This window comes from Candidatus Cloacimonadaceae bacterium (assembly GCA_030693415.1).
Taxonomy (GTDB): Bacteria; Cloacimonadota; Cloacimonadia; order Cloacimonadales; family Cloacimonadaceae; genus JAUYAR01.
The window spans coordinates 1-18,859 of the sequence record JAUYAR010000071.1; the positions used below are offsets into that span (position 1 = coordinate 1).

The following is an 18,859-nucleotide window of genomic DNA, read 5'->3' on the forward strand; positions in this document are numbered from 1 at the left end:
ACTCTGTCAAAATCCATCCGGTCGATCTGCCCTGTTTTCCAATTCTCTCTAAACATCAGTAACTCCATATATGCTTATCTAATATGATGCCAATGTATTACTGATGCTGATTCTGTCAAGTAATTTCTCATCATTTATTTAGATACTATTCGTGTCAAGCATGGACTTTTTTCTATTGAGTCTTATTACTATATACATCCGATAAAATTTCAATTTCTATATGAGCTAATGGTGCTGGAATTGTTCCCAGAGAAATACCCCATAAAAAAAACGGAACAAGAAATTTGCCTTCAATAGTCTTATTCACCTTCATGTTGACAAAAAACCCATTATTTGTATCGATTTGGGGCTTCTTTATATTATATCCTGTACTAAGCGGCTCGCCTACCTTTTTGACATTATTAAATATGCCTGAATCCATCAATTTTTTTTGGATAATGTCATAAGAGTTTTGCTGTAAAAAGTATTTGTTTTCTAACAATGGACTCCTGCCTTCACCAGCTTCATGAAATACTGACTCATTAACTGTAGCTGAAAATGATATATCCACATCCATAAATTGGAATTTATCGTTTAATACTCTGGGTTTATTATTAACTATTATCGCACATGAACTTATAGTAAGCGAAAACAGCAAGTAAAATAATGCATTAAATATTATTGTACCAACTTTTTTATTTCGTATATTACTCGAGCCATTCATATTAATCTCCTCAAACTATTTCTAATCCTATCGTTCCATATTTTTCAGCTGAGTCCCAAATGTTGGTGTAAATTCCAACTCATTGTTTCTCATATTCTTTTAAGACCTGTCAGCAGGTCTTCGTCTCACACAACCTATACTTGATAACATCATTCATAAGCTCCTGTCTCTGATATCACAACGAACCGTACTGCAAGATATTTTTCTTTTACAATTCCGTCAAGTTTTTTCTCATTAATAACGTTCTTCATTGTCCAGAGACTGTTATAAACCCTCACTTGAATCTTCAAATTTGATCACCAAAACTTCTAATGTCCAAGTCCACGTGGCATTGATGGGGGGTGTGATGCACAAATTGAATAAATAGTATAATGTTCAGCGGGATATGATTTCTATGAGTTATTTACTTCTGTTGTAGTGAGAGTGTCCAAGTGCGATCACCATAACTGTGCAACTAAACAGTATTCAGTCAACTATGCTATTTGTCCAAGTAGTGATAGTTTGAAGTTTGAGGTGACGGTTTAGATTTTCCCCAATAGTTTCCCCAATAGTTATATTTTCCAATTGGTTGCCTTTTCTTCTTCTTTCCAAAGCGTTAATCAAGCCTTAATCAAGCGTTAATCAAGCGTTAGTTTTATTACGCTTGATTAAGGCATGATTGACGCAGTGGGGCGTGGCACCATGCCTTGATCTTTCCTTTGATCTTTCCTTGATCTTTCCTTTGAGTTTTGACTTTCGCCTTCAGTTTTGAGCTATCGCCTTTCGTTTTGACTTTCGCTTTCCGTTTTGACTTAAAATAAGCCCTGACAAGTATTGACGTATCCCGCTGATGATAAAGGGCTTATTTTGAGTTAAAACCAGATTTGCGGGTATACGAAGAAAGTGGCTCTTCAGCTTCAACCCCTTAATTTTCAAGCTGCCAACCCTTGAATTTCACGCATCAATTTAGCTGAGACTTCGCTTTAACCCAAAACTCCGCCGCTGAAATCTGGTTGCTGCACTAAATCCTTGTCAGGCTGAGTTTTAAGTCAAAGCAGATAGTGTTGAGGTCAAAGCTATGGATTGGTTTTAAGTATTGAACTATCGCCTTCAATTTTGACTTTCGCTTTCCGATTTGACTTTCGCCTTCCGTTTTGACTTTCGCATTCAGTTTTTACTTAAAATTAGCCATGACATGAATTGACGTAACCCGCTGATGATAAAGGGCTTATTTTGAGTTAAAACCGAGACTCCATTATAGACTGAAATAGACACTTAAAAAAAACTTGACTGCCAGATCAAGATACAATATACGTCGTGCAAACAACTGGGGAGATCAATATGAGAGTGCATCCCGATCAATTTACTGCCGGATCTTTGTTTCACGCGTATAATCACAGTCTCGATGGACGAATGCTATTCTACGATGATGCAGACTACCGCAAATACCTTCAATTACTCAAGAAAAGGCTGTCACAGGAATTTTCGGTCTTTGCCTATTGTTTGATGCCGAATCACTATCATTTCTTGGTCCGGCAGAACGGAGCGGAACCGATCTACTCGATGTTTGAACAGCCTCACAAAAGCTATGCGCGTTATTACAATTTACGTTATGGTGCCAAGGGCAAGATATTACGGGACAAAATGAATCACAAGTCTGTGCTGGAAAATGAGTATATCGTCAACCTCTGCGCCTACATTCATGCCAATCCGATGAGCGCGGGATTGGTTGGTCATGTGGAAGAATGGCAATACTCAAACCTACCTGAGTTTCTGGGAACGAGACATGGGACACTATGCTCCCGCGAGTTTATTGGCAATTCGGTGCCCGATCGGGATAAATACCGGATGTTTGTGCTTGAAACTGCGCTTGCCAAGAATAGTGCCAAATTGGGTAAATTATAGAATACGTTTTCGCCATTTCTCTGAGGCTTAGCTTTAACTCAAAACTCCGCCGCTGAAATCTGGGTGCAACACTAAATCATAGTCAGGCGAAGTTTTAAGTCATAGAAGGCAGTGTTGAAGTTAACGCCGTAATAACGTTTCCACATATCTAATACAGTTTCCATAAATCTGTAGCCGATCCTGCGAAAAAGAACCGACGGGGACGTCGGTAATTCCATGCCCGGGCATCGGTCATAATCTTGTGTCGCTTTTTATGGGGTTGGCGCGTAGGAACCGACGGGGACGTCGGTAATTCCATGATATGGAGCGCCGATGTCCCCATCGGGGGAACGATTTTCAATAAAAAGCTATCTCAGGCTTTGATCCTGGTTCCGGTTTTTCCTTCGAAGGCATCCACGATCTTGTCGATGGAGGTGATCAGCACTTCTTTGCCGCCGCGCTCGATGAAATCTATGGCGGCGAGGATCTTAGGTCCCATGCTGCCGGCAGGGAATTGCTTTTCAGAATGATAGCGTTTGGCATCGGATACGGAAAGAGTGTCCAGGTCAATCTGATCGGGTTTGCCGAAATTGATGGAGACCTTCTCCACACCGGTTAGAATCACAAAGAGATCAGCTTCGATCTCAAGGGCGAGCAAGGCTGAGGCAAAATCCTTGTCTATCACCGCATCGACGCCTTCATAGGTGCCGTCTTCACAAATATAAATCGGGATTCCGCCACCACCAACGGCGATGACGATCTCTCCGCGGGCGACCAATTCTTTGACCGTCGCGGCGGGAATGATCTGGATGGGATAGGGAGAAGGTACCACGCGGCGATAACCCTTGCCGGAATCCTCTTTGAGAGTCCAACAGAGGGTCTGTTTTAGCTCTTCCGCCTGCTGAGCATCAAAATAGGTGCTGCCGACAAATTTCGAGGGATTGAGCATGCTGGGATCGTTTTTATCCACAACCACTTGGGAGACGATGGTGATCACCTGTTTGTTGAATCCGCTGGTTAGGAGCTTATTTTGCAGGCTCTGTTCGATCATGTATCCCATGCTGCCTTCGGTGGCGGCATTGAGAACGCCCAATGGCAGAGCGGGGATGCCTTCTTTTTCTCCGGCTTCCTGTTGGCGTAAAAGGTTGCCCACCTGGGGTCCGTTGCCATGCGTGATGGCGAGTTTGTAGCCCTGACGGATCAGTTCGACGATGCCGCCGAGGGAATCTCTGGTATTGGCAAATTGCTGTGAGATGTTGCCGTTTTCTCCGGCTTTGATGATCGCGTTGCCTCCAAGGGCAAGAACGGCTGTTTTCTTCATAATATCCTCATTATCAATAGTGTTTCACGGGAAAATACTGGTGATTTTCCGGCAAAAGTTGTGGGGCAGATGTATTTCAATCTGCCCCTCTTATGTCTTTTGAACGTTTATGTTTAGAAGTCTTTCAGGACGTCGGCGATGGTGGGAATGCCGATTTCTTGAAGTTCATAATGAACCTGGCAGGCAGGCTTGTTGATCTTGATGATGCGTCGCAGGTCGATCGGAGTGGCGATCACAACGCTGTCGCAATCTGTATCGTTGATGGTTTTTTCCATATCCTTGATCTGCTGAGTGCTGTATCCCATCGCGGGAAGCAGAATGCCGATATCGGGATACTTTTCAAAAGTGTCCGCGATCTCGCCAACTGCCCAGGGACGGGGATCGACAAGTTCTGCACAGCCGAATTTCTCCGCTGCAACGACACCGGCGCCGTAGGTCATCTCACCATGGGTGAGGGTGGGACCGTCTTCGACGACGAGGACACGTTTGTCCAAAATCATCTCGGGATGATCGACAAAGAGCGGGGAGGCGGCATCGATGATGATGGCTTTGGGATTGATCATCCGGACATTTGAGCGCACTTCGTTGATGTCGTCAAGATCGGCACTGTCGATCTTGTTGATCACGATGACGTCGGCAAGATGGACGTTGGTCTCGCCGGGATAATAAGAAATCTCGTCGCCGGGGCGATGGGGATCGACGACCACGATGTTGAGCTGCTTGTCTGAGCAATAGAAAGGAATGTCGTTGTTTCCACCGTCCCAGATGATGACGTCGGCTTCTTTTTCGGCTTCGCGGATGACGGCTTCATAGTCCACACCGGCGTAGATGACGCTGTTCATGCGGATGTGCGGCTCATATTCTTCCATCTCTTCGATGGTGCAGTTGTGGGTGACGAGGTCTTTGAGCTCGGCATAGCGTTGCACTTTTTGTTTGACGAGATCGCCATAGGGCATGGGATGACGGATGGAGACGACTTTTCTGCCTTTGGCTTTGAGGGCTTTGACGACCGCGCGGGTGGTCTGGGATTTTCCGCAACCGGTTCTCACCGCGCAAATGCTCACCAGAGGTTTGCAGGTCTTGACCTGGGTGTTTTTGGCACCCATGAGCATAAAGTCCGCGCCGATGGAATTGACGATCGCGGCTTTGCTCATCACTACTTCGTGAGGCAAATCGCTGTAGGCGAGGATGACGAGATCGACGTTGTTGTCTTTAATTAGGTTTTTCAGTTCGGCTTCGGGATAGATGTTTATTCCGTTGGGATAGAGTTTCCCGGCCAACTCGGCGGGGTATTTCTTATCGTCGATACCGGGTATCTGGGTGGCGGTGAAGGCTACCACTTCATAATCGTCATTGTCTCTGAAATAGACGTTGAAATTATGGAAGTCTCTACCGGCAGCGCCCATGATAATCACTCTGCGTTTCATTAAACTCTCCTTATGAGTGTGAATTTATAGTCTGTTGGCAGACTTTAGAAGGGGCATTTTGCGTCAAGGAAAATCTTCCTGACGATGGCTCTAAACCTTTATGGGAAAGCATTTACGCGTATTGGAGGATCAGTTGATCCAGCTCTTGACAAGCTGTGGAAGGATCTCGCCAGCCTTGCCTTGATAAAACTCGTCGATGAAGCTGCGGTTGTCCGGAGGGTCAAGATTGACCGCGATCGTTTTGGCGCCAAAGTGTTTCGCTGTCATCACGAATCCGGCGGCAGGATAGACTGCTCCGCTGGTGCCGATGATGAGAAATATCTCGGAATCTTTAATTATTTTTTCGATCTCGTATAGCGCGTATGGAATCTCTCCGAACCAAACGATGTCCGGACGCAGGTTAGCGCCGCACTTGACGCATTTTGGGAGGCTCATGTCCAAATCGATATCGGTCATGGCAAAGATCGCCTTGCAGGATATGCAAAAACTGCGGTGTAAGCTGCCGTGCATTTCGAGCACGTGTTTGTTTCCCGCGGCGCTGTGCAAGCCATCCACGTTTTGAGTGATGAGCTGGAATCGGTCTTGCAGCATGGATTCCAGATCCACAAGAGCGAGGTGTCCGGCATTGGGTTTCGAGTTCAATGCGTTGCGGTAGCGCTCTTTATAAAATGCCCACACCAACGCCGGGTCTTTTTTGAACCCGCTGGGTGTGGCAACATCTTCGATCTTATGGTTTTCCCACAGCCCTCCCGTCTCGCGGAAAGTCCGGATACCGGACTCCGCGCTGATGCCTGCTCCGGTGAGGGCGACGATGTGAGGAAGCGGTTTGCTGTTTGTCACTGTTATATCTATTTCATCAACATCATCTTACGGCTGTCTTGCCAGGAGCCGGCATTGATCCGATAGAGATAGATTCCGCTGGAGACGGGACTGCTGTTTTCGTCTTTTCCGTTCCAGACTATATCATGCTTTCCGCTGGGAAGCTCTGCATTTACGAGGGTTTTTACCTTCTGTCCCTTGAGGTTAAATATTGTCAGATTCACGATGCTTTTGATCGGAAGGTTGAAACTGATATTAGTGCTGGGGTTGAATGGATTGGGATAGTTGCCCAATAGCTGATACCGCAATGCTCCAATGGATTCGTCATCATTGGAGACGGGATCGCTTTCGATATGCACGTCGTCTATGTACCAGCCTTCGCCGGTGACGCTGCCGTCCGAGCCGAAGGCAAAGCGGAATTTTGCCGTGCCGCTATGTGCGGAAAGATCAAACACCACTTCCGACCAATTGAAAGAGCCGGACCAGACATAAGTGTTCGCCGGGAAGGGAGACGCGGGGTTGTTATAAATACGATGCGGGTAGCCGCCCACGGGGGTGATCTGTTGCCAAGTGCCTCCATTCAGAGACATTTGCACCATGCCGCCGTCCCAAGCATAGGTAGGTGTGCTGTGCGCTTCGGCAGCCATCCAGTGATGGAATTTGAGCCGGCTGTTCAAGCCCAAGGTCATATCCGGACTGATCAAGACTCCGTATGCACTATTGGCGTATGAGCTTGCGCCACTGCCGCCAAACTTCATGGAGTAGCTGCCGTTGGGGGTGAAGTTTCTGTTGTTGTTTCGATTCCATTGATTCACAAAAGATGTGTTCGGAGCGGCGCTCGTCCATCCCATCATATCGTTTTCGAAGGCATAGCTCATCAACCCGATGTAAAATACTATGTTTCCTTCCACGGAACTGCCATTCTCGGCGCCAAGGATATAGCTGATCGAAACCGTATGACCAAGCGGGGCATTGGGTGAAACCTGGATAGTGAAAGCCGCGTTCACAGCGATTTGAGAGTTATAACCGATGGAGGGCAGGTTCAGTTCAAAATCCGATAGTGAGACAAAGGGGTCTTCACAGAAGAGGATCATCATCGGGCTGTAGGCATTGCCGCTTCCATTGTTTAGAATCGTGAAATTGACGTGAGGTGCGCTGCCTGGGTTGATCACGTTTGAGTTTCCGACCACCTGATAGGTACCCATCGCCAGGACGGGCGCGTTCAGATTCAGGTTCGCAGCGGTTTGTGTACTGTAGCCGTCAAAACTTGTAGTAAATTGCATAACGGCAATTGCTCCGTCGGTATAATTGCCTTGGATTCTGATCTGGAAAACACCGTTGACGACGATTGAATCCGCTGCGGCAAGGGGATTGAAATTATAGCTGCCATTCAAAACAAGGATATTAGGCGATGCGCTATTGAGCGTGAGTGTTCCGGCAGCGATCTGATTCATCATCCCCACGTTTTTGAGGGTGATCGAGAGATTCACAATTTCGCCGGTGTGATAGAGGTTGTCGTCATCGATGAAGGTAATGTTGACCGGCACCACATAAGGCGTCTGGCTTGCTGCCACGGTGATCTGAGTGCTGTATCCATAGAAATTGTGCGCATTGAGAAAGAGGTCATAATTACCAGGATTCAGGGTTTGTAGCAAGTTGATGTTGATCAAGCCGGCGGCATTGGCAAATCCTTCATATACAAAGGCATTACCGGCTTTGATGCGGATCGCGGCATTAGGTGCGTTGGTCTGGATCTGGTAGTTATTTACGCCAACAGTCCAGTAGGAGGGCAATTGCACATTGAGCTGCTGCGGAGTGTCCGTCCAGATCATCAAAGCGGGGTCGCCAATCAAGTTGGTTTCATAAGTCACCCAATACATCACCGGGCTGTTTGAAATGTATGGGATATTATCGATCTTGGAATCCACCAGAGTGTAGCCAAGCTCGAAGATACTCTCCCCAAAAATGGCGTCGATATATTGACGATGCAGATATTGCGATGGTCCATTCGTGCTGCCCTGCACACCCCATCCGTAGCGTGAATGGGCGATCATGGCAACTGCGGAAGTGGCGATCGAAGTAAACTTTTCCGTGATGCAATCCGTGGTATATTGACCGACGGCGGTAGTGCGGTTGTCGAAAGCGCCTGAATAGCAGCCTTGAGTAAAGTATATGGAGAAATTGTTGTTGACGCCGTTGTTTGTGATCGTCGTGGCGGTTGCCTGATTGTTGTTCAGGCGCATTGTGTATGTGGTGTTTGAGTGTCCCAGGTGATTGACGAGATTTGCTCCCTGGCTCAGGAGTGGACGGATATGATTGGCGTTCCAGGCATCGGCATAGCCATAGGTGCGATCATAGAGCGTGCTGATATTCCATGAAGTCGGCACTCCCACGGTCGTGTATCCGTGCATGGAAGAACCTCCGATCATTTCATCCATATAGTCTCCGCCCCAGGTTGGTCCCTCCCAAAGCCATTCGCCCACGAAGAGCGAGCTTTTGATGTTGGCTACCACCGGTGCGTTCTGATACATCATGGTCTTATTGATAAATGTGGCGATCTCGGCATCGGAATTGTAGCATAATCTTCCAATCGAGATCTCCGGCGCCAGGTCGGCTTCGTACATCTCGCCCCAATAGGCGTCACCGTCATTGTTCCAGTTTCCATCCAGGCAGGAATAATACATGTCCGCGGGGATATCTGCGTCCGTATATCCGGCTTGGGCGAAATTGACATAGAGACCACGATGCGGGATCACGTCAGTATCTCCGGCAAGGAGGACGTGGCGCAAAGTATTAGTGGTGTACATGCTGATGATATAGTTGCGGATCTTGTCCTGAGTATCGCTTCCTGTGACCTGAGCAGTGATTTCCTGAAGAGGTTTCATCAACACTGAATATCCCTTCATCGTGTAGAAATCCTTCAAAGGCAGCCACTGATTATACTTGGCGGTGTCGTGGATAATAATATATTCAAAGCCGGTCGTGCGTGATTCGTAGCGCGGAACGGCAGCGTGGTTATCGGTGGAACGCAGCAGCAGGTTGCCGGTATGAGCATCCTGCTTGAGCAGATACATTGCGCTTGCGGCACGTTCCGTGGCGCGCGTTTCGATCTCTATGTGAAAGTTTTGATAGAAAACGAGTTCTCCACTGAGGGGGTGATATTCAAAAGGGCTGACGGCACTGAAATTGATCGAATGACCCGCTAAAAATTGAGTGTTCAGTCCATTGTGGATCTGATAGGGGAAGGGCATCTCACCGTTGTAGATATCGGAGTTTGGCAAAGTCGGCGGCATCAATTCGGTTTGAGAAAACGGATACTGGATCTGCAAAGCTTCGATGGGCTTCGCGAGCGTGTAGGTCTTGGGATTGCCGCGCGTGATCTTGATTTCCACCGCTTCTGTTCCAAGCGGGAGAAGTATCTTGGTTCCAAACCACGGCAGAGCCGGCTCGCCCGGTTCGCCCCAAGTCTGCGTTCCATCCAGAGAAACTCTCGAATACCCGGACTTTTCCTCGATGCGGGGAAGAGCGAGTTCATAGTGATAAACAGTATTTGCCACGATGCCGAAAGCGAGCAGCAGCAGGGCGATGACACATAAAAAGCGATTCATCTTTAACCAACCTTTGATAGGATATTTTCTTCTATGTAAAATATCAAGCAAAGCGCGTTCCAAATCTTGGCTTTTCAAGGTGGAAGGGTGGAAAGGTGGAGCTGTGCCAACAATTACGTTGTAGGGTCGGAGGTACTCGCCTGATCTTTGACGTATTCATTGCTTATGTTTCTTTCGCGATTGGCTGCCCAAACTCACATAGAAAAGGGATCTTTCGGCTACAAAGCCATATTTGGCTTTATGGTCGGGATATGTTCTATTGATCCTCCAGAAGGAAATTTAGGGGGATACAAACAGCAAATGATACGCCGGTCTTAGTATTTTTGATAGAAAGGAATGGATATTGCTTTCATGTTTGGATACGGCCTAATCAGGTCTCAATATAGATTAGATAACAAAGTCATATATTCCTGGAGGAAACTGATGCCAAGAAGTCTCATATTAGTGAGTGCCTTGATACTGATCATGTTTTTGGTTGGTTGTGCCAAACGCAACACAGCCTATAATGACGAAGTGCTTGTGACCCTGGACACGATTTTCCCCGTGGTCGGCAACCCGCTCGACCTGAGCTTTGACGCCAACAACATCTACGTCGCTTTGGACCAGGGAGGGATCTCGATCATCAATCCCACGACATCCGAGAACAGATGGTACACAAAATTGATTTCCCGAGACGGGACGACAACCAATTTTATGAATATCCGCAAGATCGCGGTGGTCGGCGAATTTAACCGTCTTTTCCTGAATGAAGTAGGCAGCACCGACCTGATCCACATCGTCGATATCTCCGAAATGGACAGCCTTGACATCATGGATTCCATCACAGGCGATACGCATAACATTCAGGACATGAAGTTTCTAAAGATCCTAAACCCGACTGGGGCGGACGTGATTGAATTGATCTATAGCTCCGGCAGAAACGTTCACTATGGACGCTACAACGCCAATCTGTGGATGGGCAGCACTTTCAGCTTCTTATCTCCGGTACCGGCTTCAGGGGTGGATTTGAACGACACGCATATCTTCGTAGCCGGCCAGCAACGCGGGCTCTTCATCTATAACAGAAGCAATCAACAGCTTATTAGCGAAGTTGTGGTGCCTGGTCAGGCATTAAAAGTAAAGGTCGTGGGCAACTATGCCTATATCGCCAGCCGCGAGGGCGGACTCAATATCGTCAATATCGCCAATCCCGCCGCGCCTGTCCGTGTGGGAGGATTCAATACCACCGGCTATGCTACTTCGATAGACGTATCCGGCGATCTGGCAGTGGTCAGTTCCGGCAGCGGAAGCGTGTATCTGTTTGATATCAGCGATCCCTCCAATCCGGTTATGAAACAGAGACTCATCGCCGCAGGCTATACCAACAATGCCAAGTTCAACGGAAGTAAGGTGATCGTCGCCTCGCGGGACATGGGCATCATGGTTTACAATCTTGATGCCGAACGGACAACAAATTATTAGTCGATAAATAAACAAGAACCTGAAGCCAAGCGGTTTCAGGTTTTTTTTATTATATAAAGGATGAGTTCATGAAAATCAGGCAGATACTATTTGGTATTGCCCTATTCGCAGTGTTGGGCATGACCCTCTCCGCCACGGAGAGAAGCGAAACGGCTTCCTTGAGAATAGATTCTATCGAAAGCGGCAGGATCGTTCTTAAGCTTGATCTTCCACAACTGAAGATCATCAGCGAAGACATCGATGGCAAGAGCTTTGACCGCGTAATCCTCGAAGGAGCGCACAGCACGGATGAAGACGGGATGCCGGAAATGCCGTTGATAACCACTATGATCGCCATTCCGCCAAGCGGAGGTCTGCGTTTGAGCTACACCTACGGCAGCTTTCGAACTATTCCGATAAACACTCCCAAGCCGGTGCGCGCGGATGAACGCAATCCCCTGAACACTCGCTATGACGAGCTGATCAGAGACGGCATCGAAGCTTTTCCGCAAAACCTCGTAAATCATTCCGAGCCCGCCTGGATCAGGGATTTCCGCGTTCTTCAGATTGCTGTCCAACCGGTGCAATATCTTCCTGCTCAGCAGTTGATCAGAATCTATGAAGATATCGTTGTCACCGTGGAAATGGATGGAGCGGGCGGAGATTACACATCATACAGTCCCTCATTTGCCAATATCTACGAAGCGCATATCGCCAATTTTGACACATATCGCAATCTCCCCTTGGCATCTCCAAACGCCCGCATTCTTATCATCCATGGTCAGACCAATGACAATCTGTTTCTCCAGCGTCTCGGAGATTTCGTCAAATGGAAGAAACAAAAAGGTTATGAGGTCAGCGTTGCCAGCACAGCCGTGACGGGGGCTTCAAACAACCTGATCAAAAACTATATTCAAGGGCAATATAACAACACCGGCACGCGCCCGGATTTCATCATCCTGATCGGTGACGTGGGAGGCTCCTATGCCGTTCCCACCTTCTATGAAACGATCTCTCAATACAATGGCGAGGGGGATTATCCCTATACTCACCTTGCGGGTGGAGACCTTTTGGGGGATGCCTTCATCGGCAGGATGTCCGTGGAGAATCTTTCCCAATTTGCGACCATGCTCGCCAAGGGCTATGCCTATGAAAAAAACGTCAACAACAATCCCGCCGCAGCCGCATGGTTGGATCGCGTGCTTTTGATCGGCGATCCCTCTGATTCGGGAATATCCTGCGTCTATGTGAGCAAATATATCCGCGAACTCGCCAGGAAAGCCAATCCATCGTATTCCTTCATCGAAAACTACACTGGCGGATACAGCACTACTATGAATAGCGGCATCAATCAGGGCGTCGGATTTTTCAGTTATCGCGGATTTTGGGGTGTGAGCGGATGGTCTCCTTCCAGCAGTCTCGTAAACGGAGTCAAATTGCCACACTCGGCGGTTTTGACCTGTGGAACTGGAAGTTTTGCCAATGGAACTTCCCTGTCCGAAGCTTTCATGCGTTTGGGCACGGAAGCTGTTCCCGCAGGAGCATTGACGGCGATCGGAATTGCCACCACCGGCACGCACACGCTTTACAACAACGCTCTTTCCGCCGGAATCTTCAATGGCGTGTTTAGCTATGGCATGCGCAGTATGGGCGAAGCCCTGCTCAGCGGAAAGCTCTTTTTATACTCAATCTATTCCTCAAACAGCATCAATCAGGCAAACTATTTCGCCCACTGGTGCAATCTGATCGGTGATCCCACGTTGGAAGCCTTCGTTGGCATACCCGAAAACCTCAATATCACCGCTCCGAACGCGATTCCACTCCATCAAGCCACTATCGACATCGTCATCAGAGACGACGACCAGATGCCTGTGAACGGCGTTTCCGTGACCGCGTATAACAATTCCCATGGAGACGTAGTGGCAAAAGGGATCACCGCTTCCGACGGAACGGTCTATCTGAATATCCCAAATTTTGTTAGTTCCGATCTGATCATCACCGCCTCCAAGCATGATTTCAAACCTGTGCAACACACAATCGCCATCGATCCAAACGGCTCGCTTGTCTATTTTGGCAAAATGACCGCGGACGATGACAGCTCAGGATCCCAGGGCAATTCAGACGGTTTTGCCAATGCCGGAGAGACTATCGCGTTGTGGGTGGACGTCAAGAATTCCACCCAAACCCTCAAATCCGGCATCAATGCCATTCTGAGCTGCTTTGATGAAGACATCTCCATCACGCAGGCGGTCAGCAGCTATCAAAATCTCGCTCCCAGCGGCAACGCGATGAACAGTCTGCCATACCTATTCACCATCAACAGCAACATCCCCGCGTTCAAAGAGATCAGATTTGTGATCGTTCTCACTGACGCGGAAGATAACACGTTTTCATTCAATTTCCGCCTGCCGGTTTACAATGCACGTTTGGACGTGATCAGCTATTATGTCAGTGCCGGAACGAACGCGGTGCTCGATCCCGGAGAAAACGGTCTTTTACAACTGAGCGTCAAAAACAGCTCGGTCTATCCTGCCACGAACATCTATGGCGAATTGTATAGCCTCAACGATCTGGTGATGATTCAAACCGAAGTATCCTATTTCGGAAATATCGCAGCAGGTGCGACGGCGTTGTCCAACAATAACTTCGCCGTTTTTGCCCGTCCCGCTCTGATCCCCGGAATGCAGATCCCGATGAAGCTGAGACTCCATAATGCAAACGGATTTGAGCAGGAAACCTTTTTCAATCTGCCGATCGGAACCGTCTCGCAAAACACACCGCTGGGTCCCGATGCCTATGGCTATCTCATCTATGATGTGACGGACACCGCTTTTCCTGATTGCCCTATCTACAATTGGATTGAGATCCATCCCTCGCTGGGAGGAAGCGGCAGCCAGATAACAGGATTCAGCGACAGCGGCACAAACGGCAACGAAGGTGATCAATTGGGCAGTGTCGTGCTGCAAACGATCGACCTGCCCTTCACTTTTCCATTTTACGGGATTGACTATCATCAGATCACCGTCTGCGTGAACGGATTCATCGCCATGGGGATCACCGAGGATGGAGAGTTTCGCAATTCCCGCCTGCCCGGAGGACAAGGACCGAGCCCGATGATTGCGGCTTTTTGGGATGATCTGATCATCCTCAGCGATGGCGGAATCTATCGCTATTACGATGCCGCTCAGCACATCTTTATCATCCAATTTCATAAATTGAAAAACGGTTACAACCGCACCAGCGAGGAAACCTTTCAGGTGATCTTCTATGATCCCCAATTTTATCCCACCGGTTTGGGCGCCGGCATGATCAAGATCCAGTATAAAGTCTTTAACAACGTGGATGTCGGCGGAGGAGGATCTACTCCGATCCACGGAAACTATTCCACCATCGGCATCAAGGATCACACCAACAGAAGAGGCTTGGAATACAGCTATAACAACCAATATGCACAGGCAGCGGCTCCGCTCAGCAACCAAAAAGCGCTGATCATCACCACCGTTCCTGTGCTTCATCAAAACGCGCACATCGTCATCGGCGAGGTCATCATTTTGGACGCCAATGGAAATGCTATCCTCGAACCGGGTGAAACAGCTCAGATCGGTCTCCGCTTGAATAATGTCGGTCTCAATCCCGCCACGAACGTATCTTTGAGTGCAAACTGCCTGAATCCATTTGTGGTTATGACGAATGCCCAAAGCCCCTATGCGGATATTCCCGGTAGCGATTCTGCGATCAACCAGGTTCCCATTTCCTTCAGTATCATGGAAAACTGTGCGGACAACACGACCATCAGCATTATCTGCGACATCGTCATCAACGGTAACGCTTGGCAATTTCCAGTGAGCTTCGTTGTAAAAAAACCATCGATTACGATCGCGGGGACGTATCTAAACGACCTATCCGGCAATGGAAACGGTTTGGCGGATCCGGGGGAGACCATCAAGCTGATCTTCAATTATCAAAACACCGCACCCGTCGATGCCAGAAACATCATCAGCGACATCCTTTGTCTCAGCGATCTGGTCACGATCTCCGCTACCCAGATGCTTTTGCCTGTCATCCCGGCAAACTGTTTCGCACAGGCAATATATAACGTCACCTTATCCAATCAGTTAAGCGCAGGTACGAATCTCACGTTTTCCCTCACCTATCAAGGCGAGATGGTTCCCCCTCAAAACGTACAATATGTCATCGGCATCGGAGCCGGCGGAATGGAAGACAACTTTGAAAACAACAACGGAAACTATGTCCCCAGCCCGACCACCGGGTGGCAATGGGGTGTTTCAAACTACGCGAACGCCCATTCCGGCACAAAGGTCTGGGGCACGCTTCTAAACAGTCAATATCCCGGCAATGTAAACTGGACGCTCACATCTCCGCAAGTATTTATCGGTCATAACGTTGTGCTCGAATTCTGGCATCGCTATGCGACGGAGGCAACCTATGACGGCGGCAACATCAAAATCTCCACAAACAATGGTTCAACCTGGAATTTGCTCACTCCCGAGGGCGGATATTCAAACTCATACGTTACCGCGTTAAACGCACCGGGCTATTCTGGAATCAATACGCAATGGACAAACGTGCGCATCAACCTCAGCAGCTATGCCAATACCAATGCCCGTTTCCGCTGGCAATTTGCCACAGACAGCATTATTCATGGCGAAGGATGGTTTATCGACGATGTCAAGACCACCGGATTCGTCAGTTTTGCCGGACAGGTTACCGGTAATGTGGAAAGCTCCAATGCAGCGGTTGATTATCAAAACGTGCTCGTCCGCACTGCAAACAGCTTCGTTGCCCCCACCGATACACAGGGAAACTATGAACTCTATCTGCCTTTGGGAGCGCACAATCTGGCAGCGGAATCTCCCGGCTACATCCCCGATCTGGGGAATAACATCTTGTTAAGCAACAGCATCTCCGCAGTCGTGGAAGATTTCTTCATAGCCTTTATGCAACCGGTCGCAGGTGTCCAATTTGATATTGATAACGACCAACTCACGCTTTCCTGGGGTGAGCCGCCAGAACCTTTCGTACCCGTTCAGGGCTACAAGGTCTATCGCAAGCTCAATGCCGGAAGATTTGAGCTGATGGGGATCTATCCAGCTCTCTCCTACAGCGAAAATCTCGTTCAAATCGGGACTTATCGTTATCAGGTGACCGCCGTGTATGGAAATTTTGAAAGCCTGCCGGGGGCAACGATCAGCTTCGAGTTTCCATATACGGATTCCGATGAAAACATCGCGCCTCCGATCGTGACCAAGCTCCACCAAAACTATCCAAATCCCTTCAACCCGTCCACGGTCATCTCATTCGATCTGGCAAAAAGCGGGAGCGTGAAACTGAATATCTACAACATCAAGGGACAATTGGTCAAGCGTCTCATCAACAAAGATCTGCCCTTGGGTTCGCATCGTTTCTTTTGGGACGGAAAGGACGAAAACCGGCGCGGTGTGGCATCAGGAATCTACTTCTACAAAATGGAATCCGGCAGATTCAATCAGACCCGTAAGATGATACTGCTCAAATAGGATCAAATCTTCCGGAGGCAAAAATATAAAGCCCTGCGGGCTTGGGAAAGCTGTGGCACAGCATGCCGATGCTGCGGAAAAGCTGGGGTACTGCCTGATATGTTTTTATCCCCCGCTGGATCGGCATCCTGCGCTACAGCAAAGGCAGCCATGATTCCCCGGCTGCCTTTTTATCAAATAGGTCTATTTACTTTTCGGAACGAAGCGAAACTCCACCCTTCTGCTCAGATCTTTGGCATCAGTATCCTGGTTTGGGGCATATTGACCCTTGCCGGCAATGATGATCTTCTCCGGGGGGAATTTTAGCTTTTCAAGCATATAGTTCACCACCGCGGAAGATCTTGCCAGGGACAGTTCCCAATTTGAGGCATATTTATGTTTCAGTTTCGCGCCGATGGGAGTGGTATCGGCAAATCCGGTGATCATGATCTCATAATCATCATCGGAGGGAACGCTTGCTGCAAATTTATTGAGTATCCTAATGGCTTCTAAACTGAGCGTCACGCTGCCGGAAGCAAAGTAGATTTTATCTTCGTAGGTTTTGCCCATCGGCATTTTCTTGAGCTCATCCAGCCGGCGTTGAAGTTCATTCTTTCGCGCAGTTTCGGCATCTAACATTTTCCGCAAACCATTCAAATACGTTTCCATGTCCGCGTATTGGCTGTGCGCGGACTCCGCAGACGAATAAGACTGAAGCATCAGCATTTGATTTTGCAGGATGTCACCCTGGTTTTCGTCATAAGAGCTCTCAAATTTGACGTAATCATCGACAGCCCGCATAAATAGGTCAGTGGCTTTTTTGTCCAAGCCGGTGGCAACAATCGCCTTGGACATGCCGGTGAAACTCTCTTTCATGGTTTTAAGGATTGCCGGTGGCAGGTCTGGTTTCTTGTTGCTTTCCACCTCTTTGATAAACTGCTGGGCGAGCTTGTTGATATTATCAAAGTTTTCTTGGATTTTCACTTCCGCTTGTTTGACCTTGAGGACATGCTGCTGCAGGATTAAGTTGACACCGGAAAGATCTTCCCGGGCTTTGTTCAATTGTTCCTGCAGTAAGGCGAACCGCTCTGCGTTGAACTTCCCTTCATATTGCTTGAGCCGTCTGAACTCTTCAATCTGATTGCTAAATTCATCGTTTTGACTTTCCAAGCTTAGCTGATGAATAGATACCATCATGGATAGAATCTCCACCTGCGTTTTGTAGATTTCCACGGTGAGCATCAGCTCTTCTTTGATGAGAATGTACATATCTTCACGGGTTGGTATGGGAGATGGGGCTGCTGTGGGTGCCGCATGGGCTGCCACATTAAAAACTAATGACATCACTATCATACTGAGTATTGATTTCACGATTCCTCCTTATCAAGAACGGGTGAATATCTGACCAATAATCTAACCTATTACCGTTGGATGGCAAAATTATTTGTTTTAGTGCCAAGTTGATTGTTTTTTGTTTTCGGACATTTGCGACATCTCAATGGGTTTGCTGTAGCGCAGCATGCCGATGCTGCGGGTGGGAACAGTTTCGCAGGATCGGCGTTTCCGGACAGGTTCAAGGACTCCGCAGCATCGGCATGCTGTGCTACTTTCTCCTTAGCATTACGGAGTCAATACGGACTTAGTCCGTAATGAGTCCGTATTGATTCCGTAATGCTAAGGGGGAACGTGTCCCGTCCATTCTGGCGAAGGCTGGAATCCAGTCTATGACTTAAACATCTGCCAGACAAAGACTTTCAACATTCTCCAGATGTCAACGACGGAGTTTTGGGTTAAAGCGAATTCTCAGCCAAATTGAGGCGCGAAATTCATCGGTGGACAGGTAGAAAATTACGGGTGTGATGCTTGCACGCCAGCTTCTTCCAGAAGCTGTAATTCTGGTTTTAACTCAATATAAGCCCCCTATCAACATCTGGTTACGATATATCTTACGAAAGGCATCTTTTAAGTCTAAACTGAAAACGAAAGTCAAAGTTGACGGCGAAAGCGTGAAACTCAACCGCGAGACTGTTCAAGTAAATTCCCTTAAATTTCAATAAATTAGCGTTTCGGAAATCAAGAAAAGTGGGCGAAAGGCATCCTTAGGCAGGGGTTGCTTTGAATTGACATATCGTCTGCACAGTGGACACTTCAGTAAAAATCAA

The 18,859-nt window shown here is 48.0% G+C and carries 10 protein-coding genes; 3 read left to right on the forward strand and 7 right to left on the reverse strand.

Annotated features, from left to right (window positions below; all coding sequences use genetic code 11):
- Positions 1 to 172: 172 nt before the first annotated feature.
- The gene (locus Q8M98_04480; GenBank protein MDP3114016.1) at positions 173 to 703 is read right to left on the reverse strand and encodes a hypothetical protein; all 531 of its coding nucleotides are present in this window, start codon (positions 701 to 703) and stop codon (positions 173 to 175) included.
- Positions 704 to 2,023: 1,320 nt separating this feature from the next.
- Here Q8M98_04480 and Q8M98_04485 point away from each other — a divergent pair.
- A complete protein-coding gene (locus Q8M98_04485; protein MDP3114017.1) occupies positions 2,024 to 2,587 on the forward strand; it encodes a transposase in 564 nt (187 codons plus the stop codon).
- Between the two features lie 352 nt (positions 2,588 to 2,939).
- On the opposite strand, the gene arcC is transcribed toward Q8M98_04485, so the two are convergent.
- The 4 genes from arcC to Q8M98_04505 all read right to left on the reverse strand — a co-directional run bounded on the left by arcC (position 2,940) and on the right by Q8M98_04505 (position 9,741).
- The gene (gene arcC, locus Q8M98_04490; GenBank protein MDP3114018.1) at positions 2,940 to 3,887 is read right to left on the reverse strand and encodes a carbamate kinase; all 948 of its coding nucleotides are present in this window, start codon (positions 3,885 to 3,887) and stop codon (positions 2,940 to 2,942) included.
- Positions 3,888 to 4,000: 113 nt separating this feature from the next.
- Positions 4,001 to 5,314 carry a cyclic 2,3-diphosphoglycerate synthase gene (locus Q8M98_04495; protein MDP3114019.1) on the reverse strand — a complete coding sequence of 438 codons (1,314 nt, stop codon included), beginning with the start codon at positions 5,312 to 5,314 and terminating at the stop codon, positions 4,001 to 4,003.
- Positions 5,315 to 5,443: 129 nt separating this feature from the next.
- Positions 5,444 to 6,154 (reverse strand): NAD-dependent deacylase, encoded by a 711-nt coding sequence (locus tag Q8M98_04500; protein MDP3114020.1) that lies wholly within the window; start codon positions 6,152 to 6,154, stop codon positions 5,444 to 5,446.
- 8 nt (positions 6,155 to 6,162) lie between these two features.
- On the reverse strand, positions 6,163 to 9,741 hold the full coding sequence (locus Q8M98_04505) for a C25 family cysteine peptidase (GenBank protein ID MDP3114021.1): 3,579 nt from the start codon (positions 9,739 to 9,741) through the stop codon (positions 6,163 to 6,165).
- Between the two features lie 423 nt (positions 9,742 to 10,164).
- Here Q8M98_04505 and Q8M98_04510 point away from each other — a divergent pair, with 423 nt between their 5' ends.
- Positions 10,165 to 11,202 carry a hypothetical protein gene (locus Q8M98_04510; GenBank protein MDP3114022.1) on the forward strand — a complete coding sequence of 346 codons (1,038 nt, stop codon included), beginning with the start codon at positions 10,165 to 10,167 and terminating at the stop codon, positions 11,200 to 11,202.
- A gap of 68 nt (positions 11,203 to 11,270) precedes the next feature.
- The gene (locus Q8M98_04515) at positions 11,271 to 16,718 is read left to right on the forward strand and encodes a C25 family cysteine peptidase (GenBank protein MDP3114023.1); all 5,448 of its coding nucleotides are present in this window, start codon (positions 11,271 to 11,273) and stop codon (positions 16,716 to 16,718) included.
- Here the strand turns inward: Q8M98_04515 and Q8M98_04520 are convergent.
- Positions 16,711 to 16,845 carry a hypothetical protein gene (locus Q8M98_04520; GenBank protein MDP3114024.1) on the reverse strand — a complete coding sequence of 45 codons (135 nt, stop codon included), beginning with the start codon at positions 16,843 to 16,845 and terminating at the stop codon, positions 16,711 to 16,713. The genes Q8M98_04515 and Q8M98_04520 overlap by 8 nt on opposite strands.
- A gap of 56 nt (positions 16,846 to 16,901) precedes the next feature.
- Positions 16,902 to 18,068, reverse strand: coding sequence for an OmpA family protein (locus tag Q8M98_04525; GenBank protein ID MDP3114025.1), 1,167 nt, complete (start codon positions 18,066 to 18,068; stop codon positions 16,902 to 16,904).
- Positions 18,069 to 18,859: the final 791 nt, after the last annotated feature.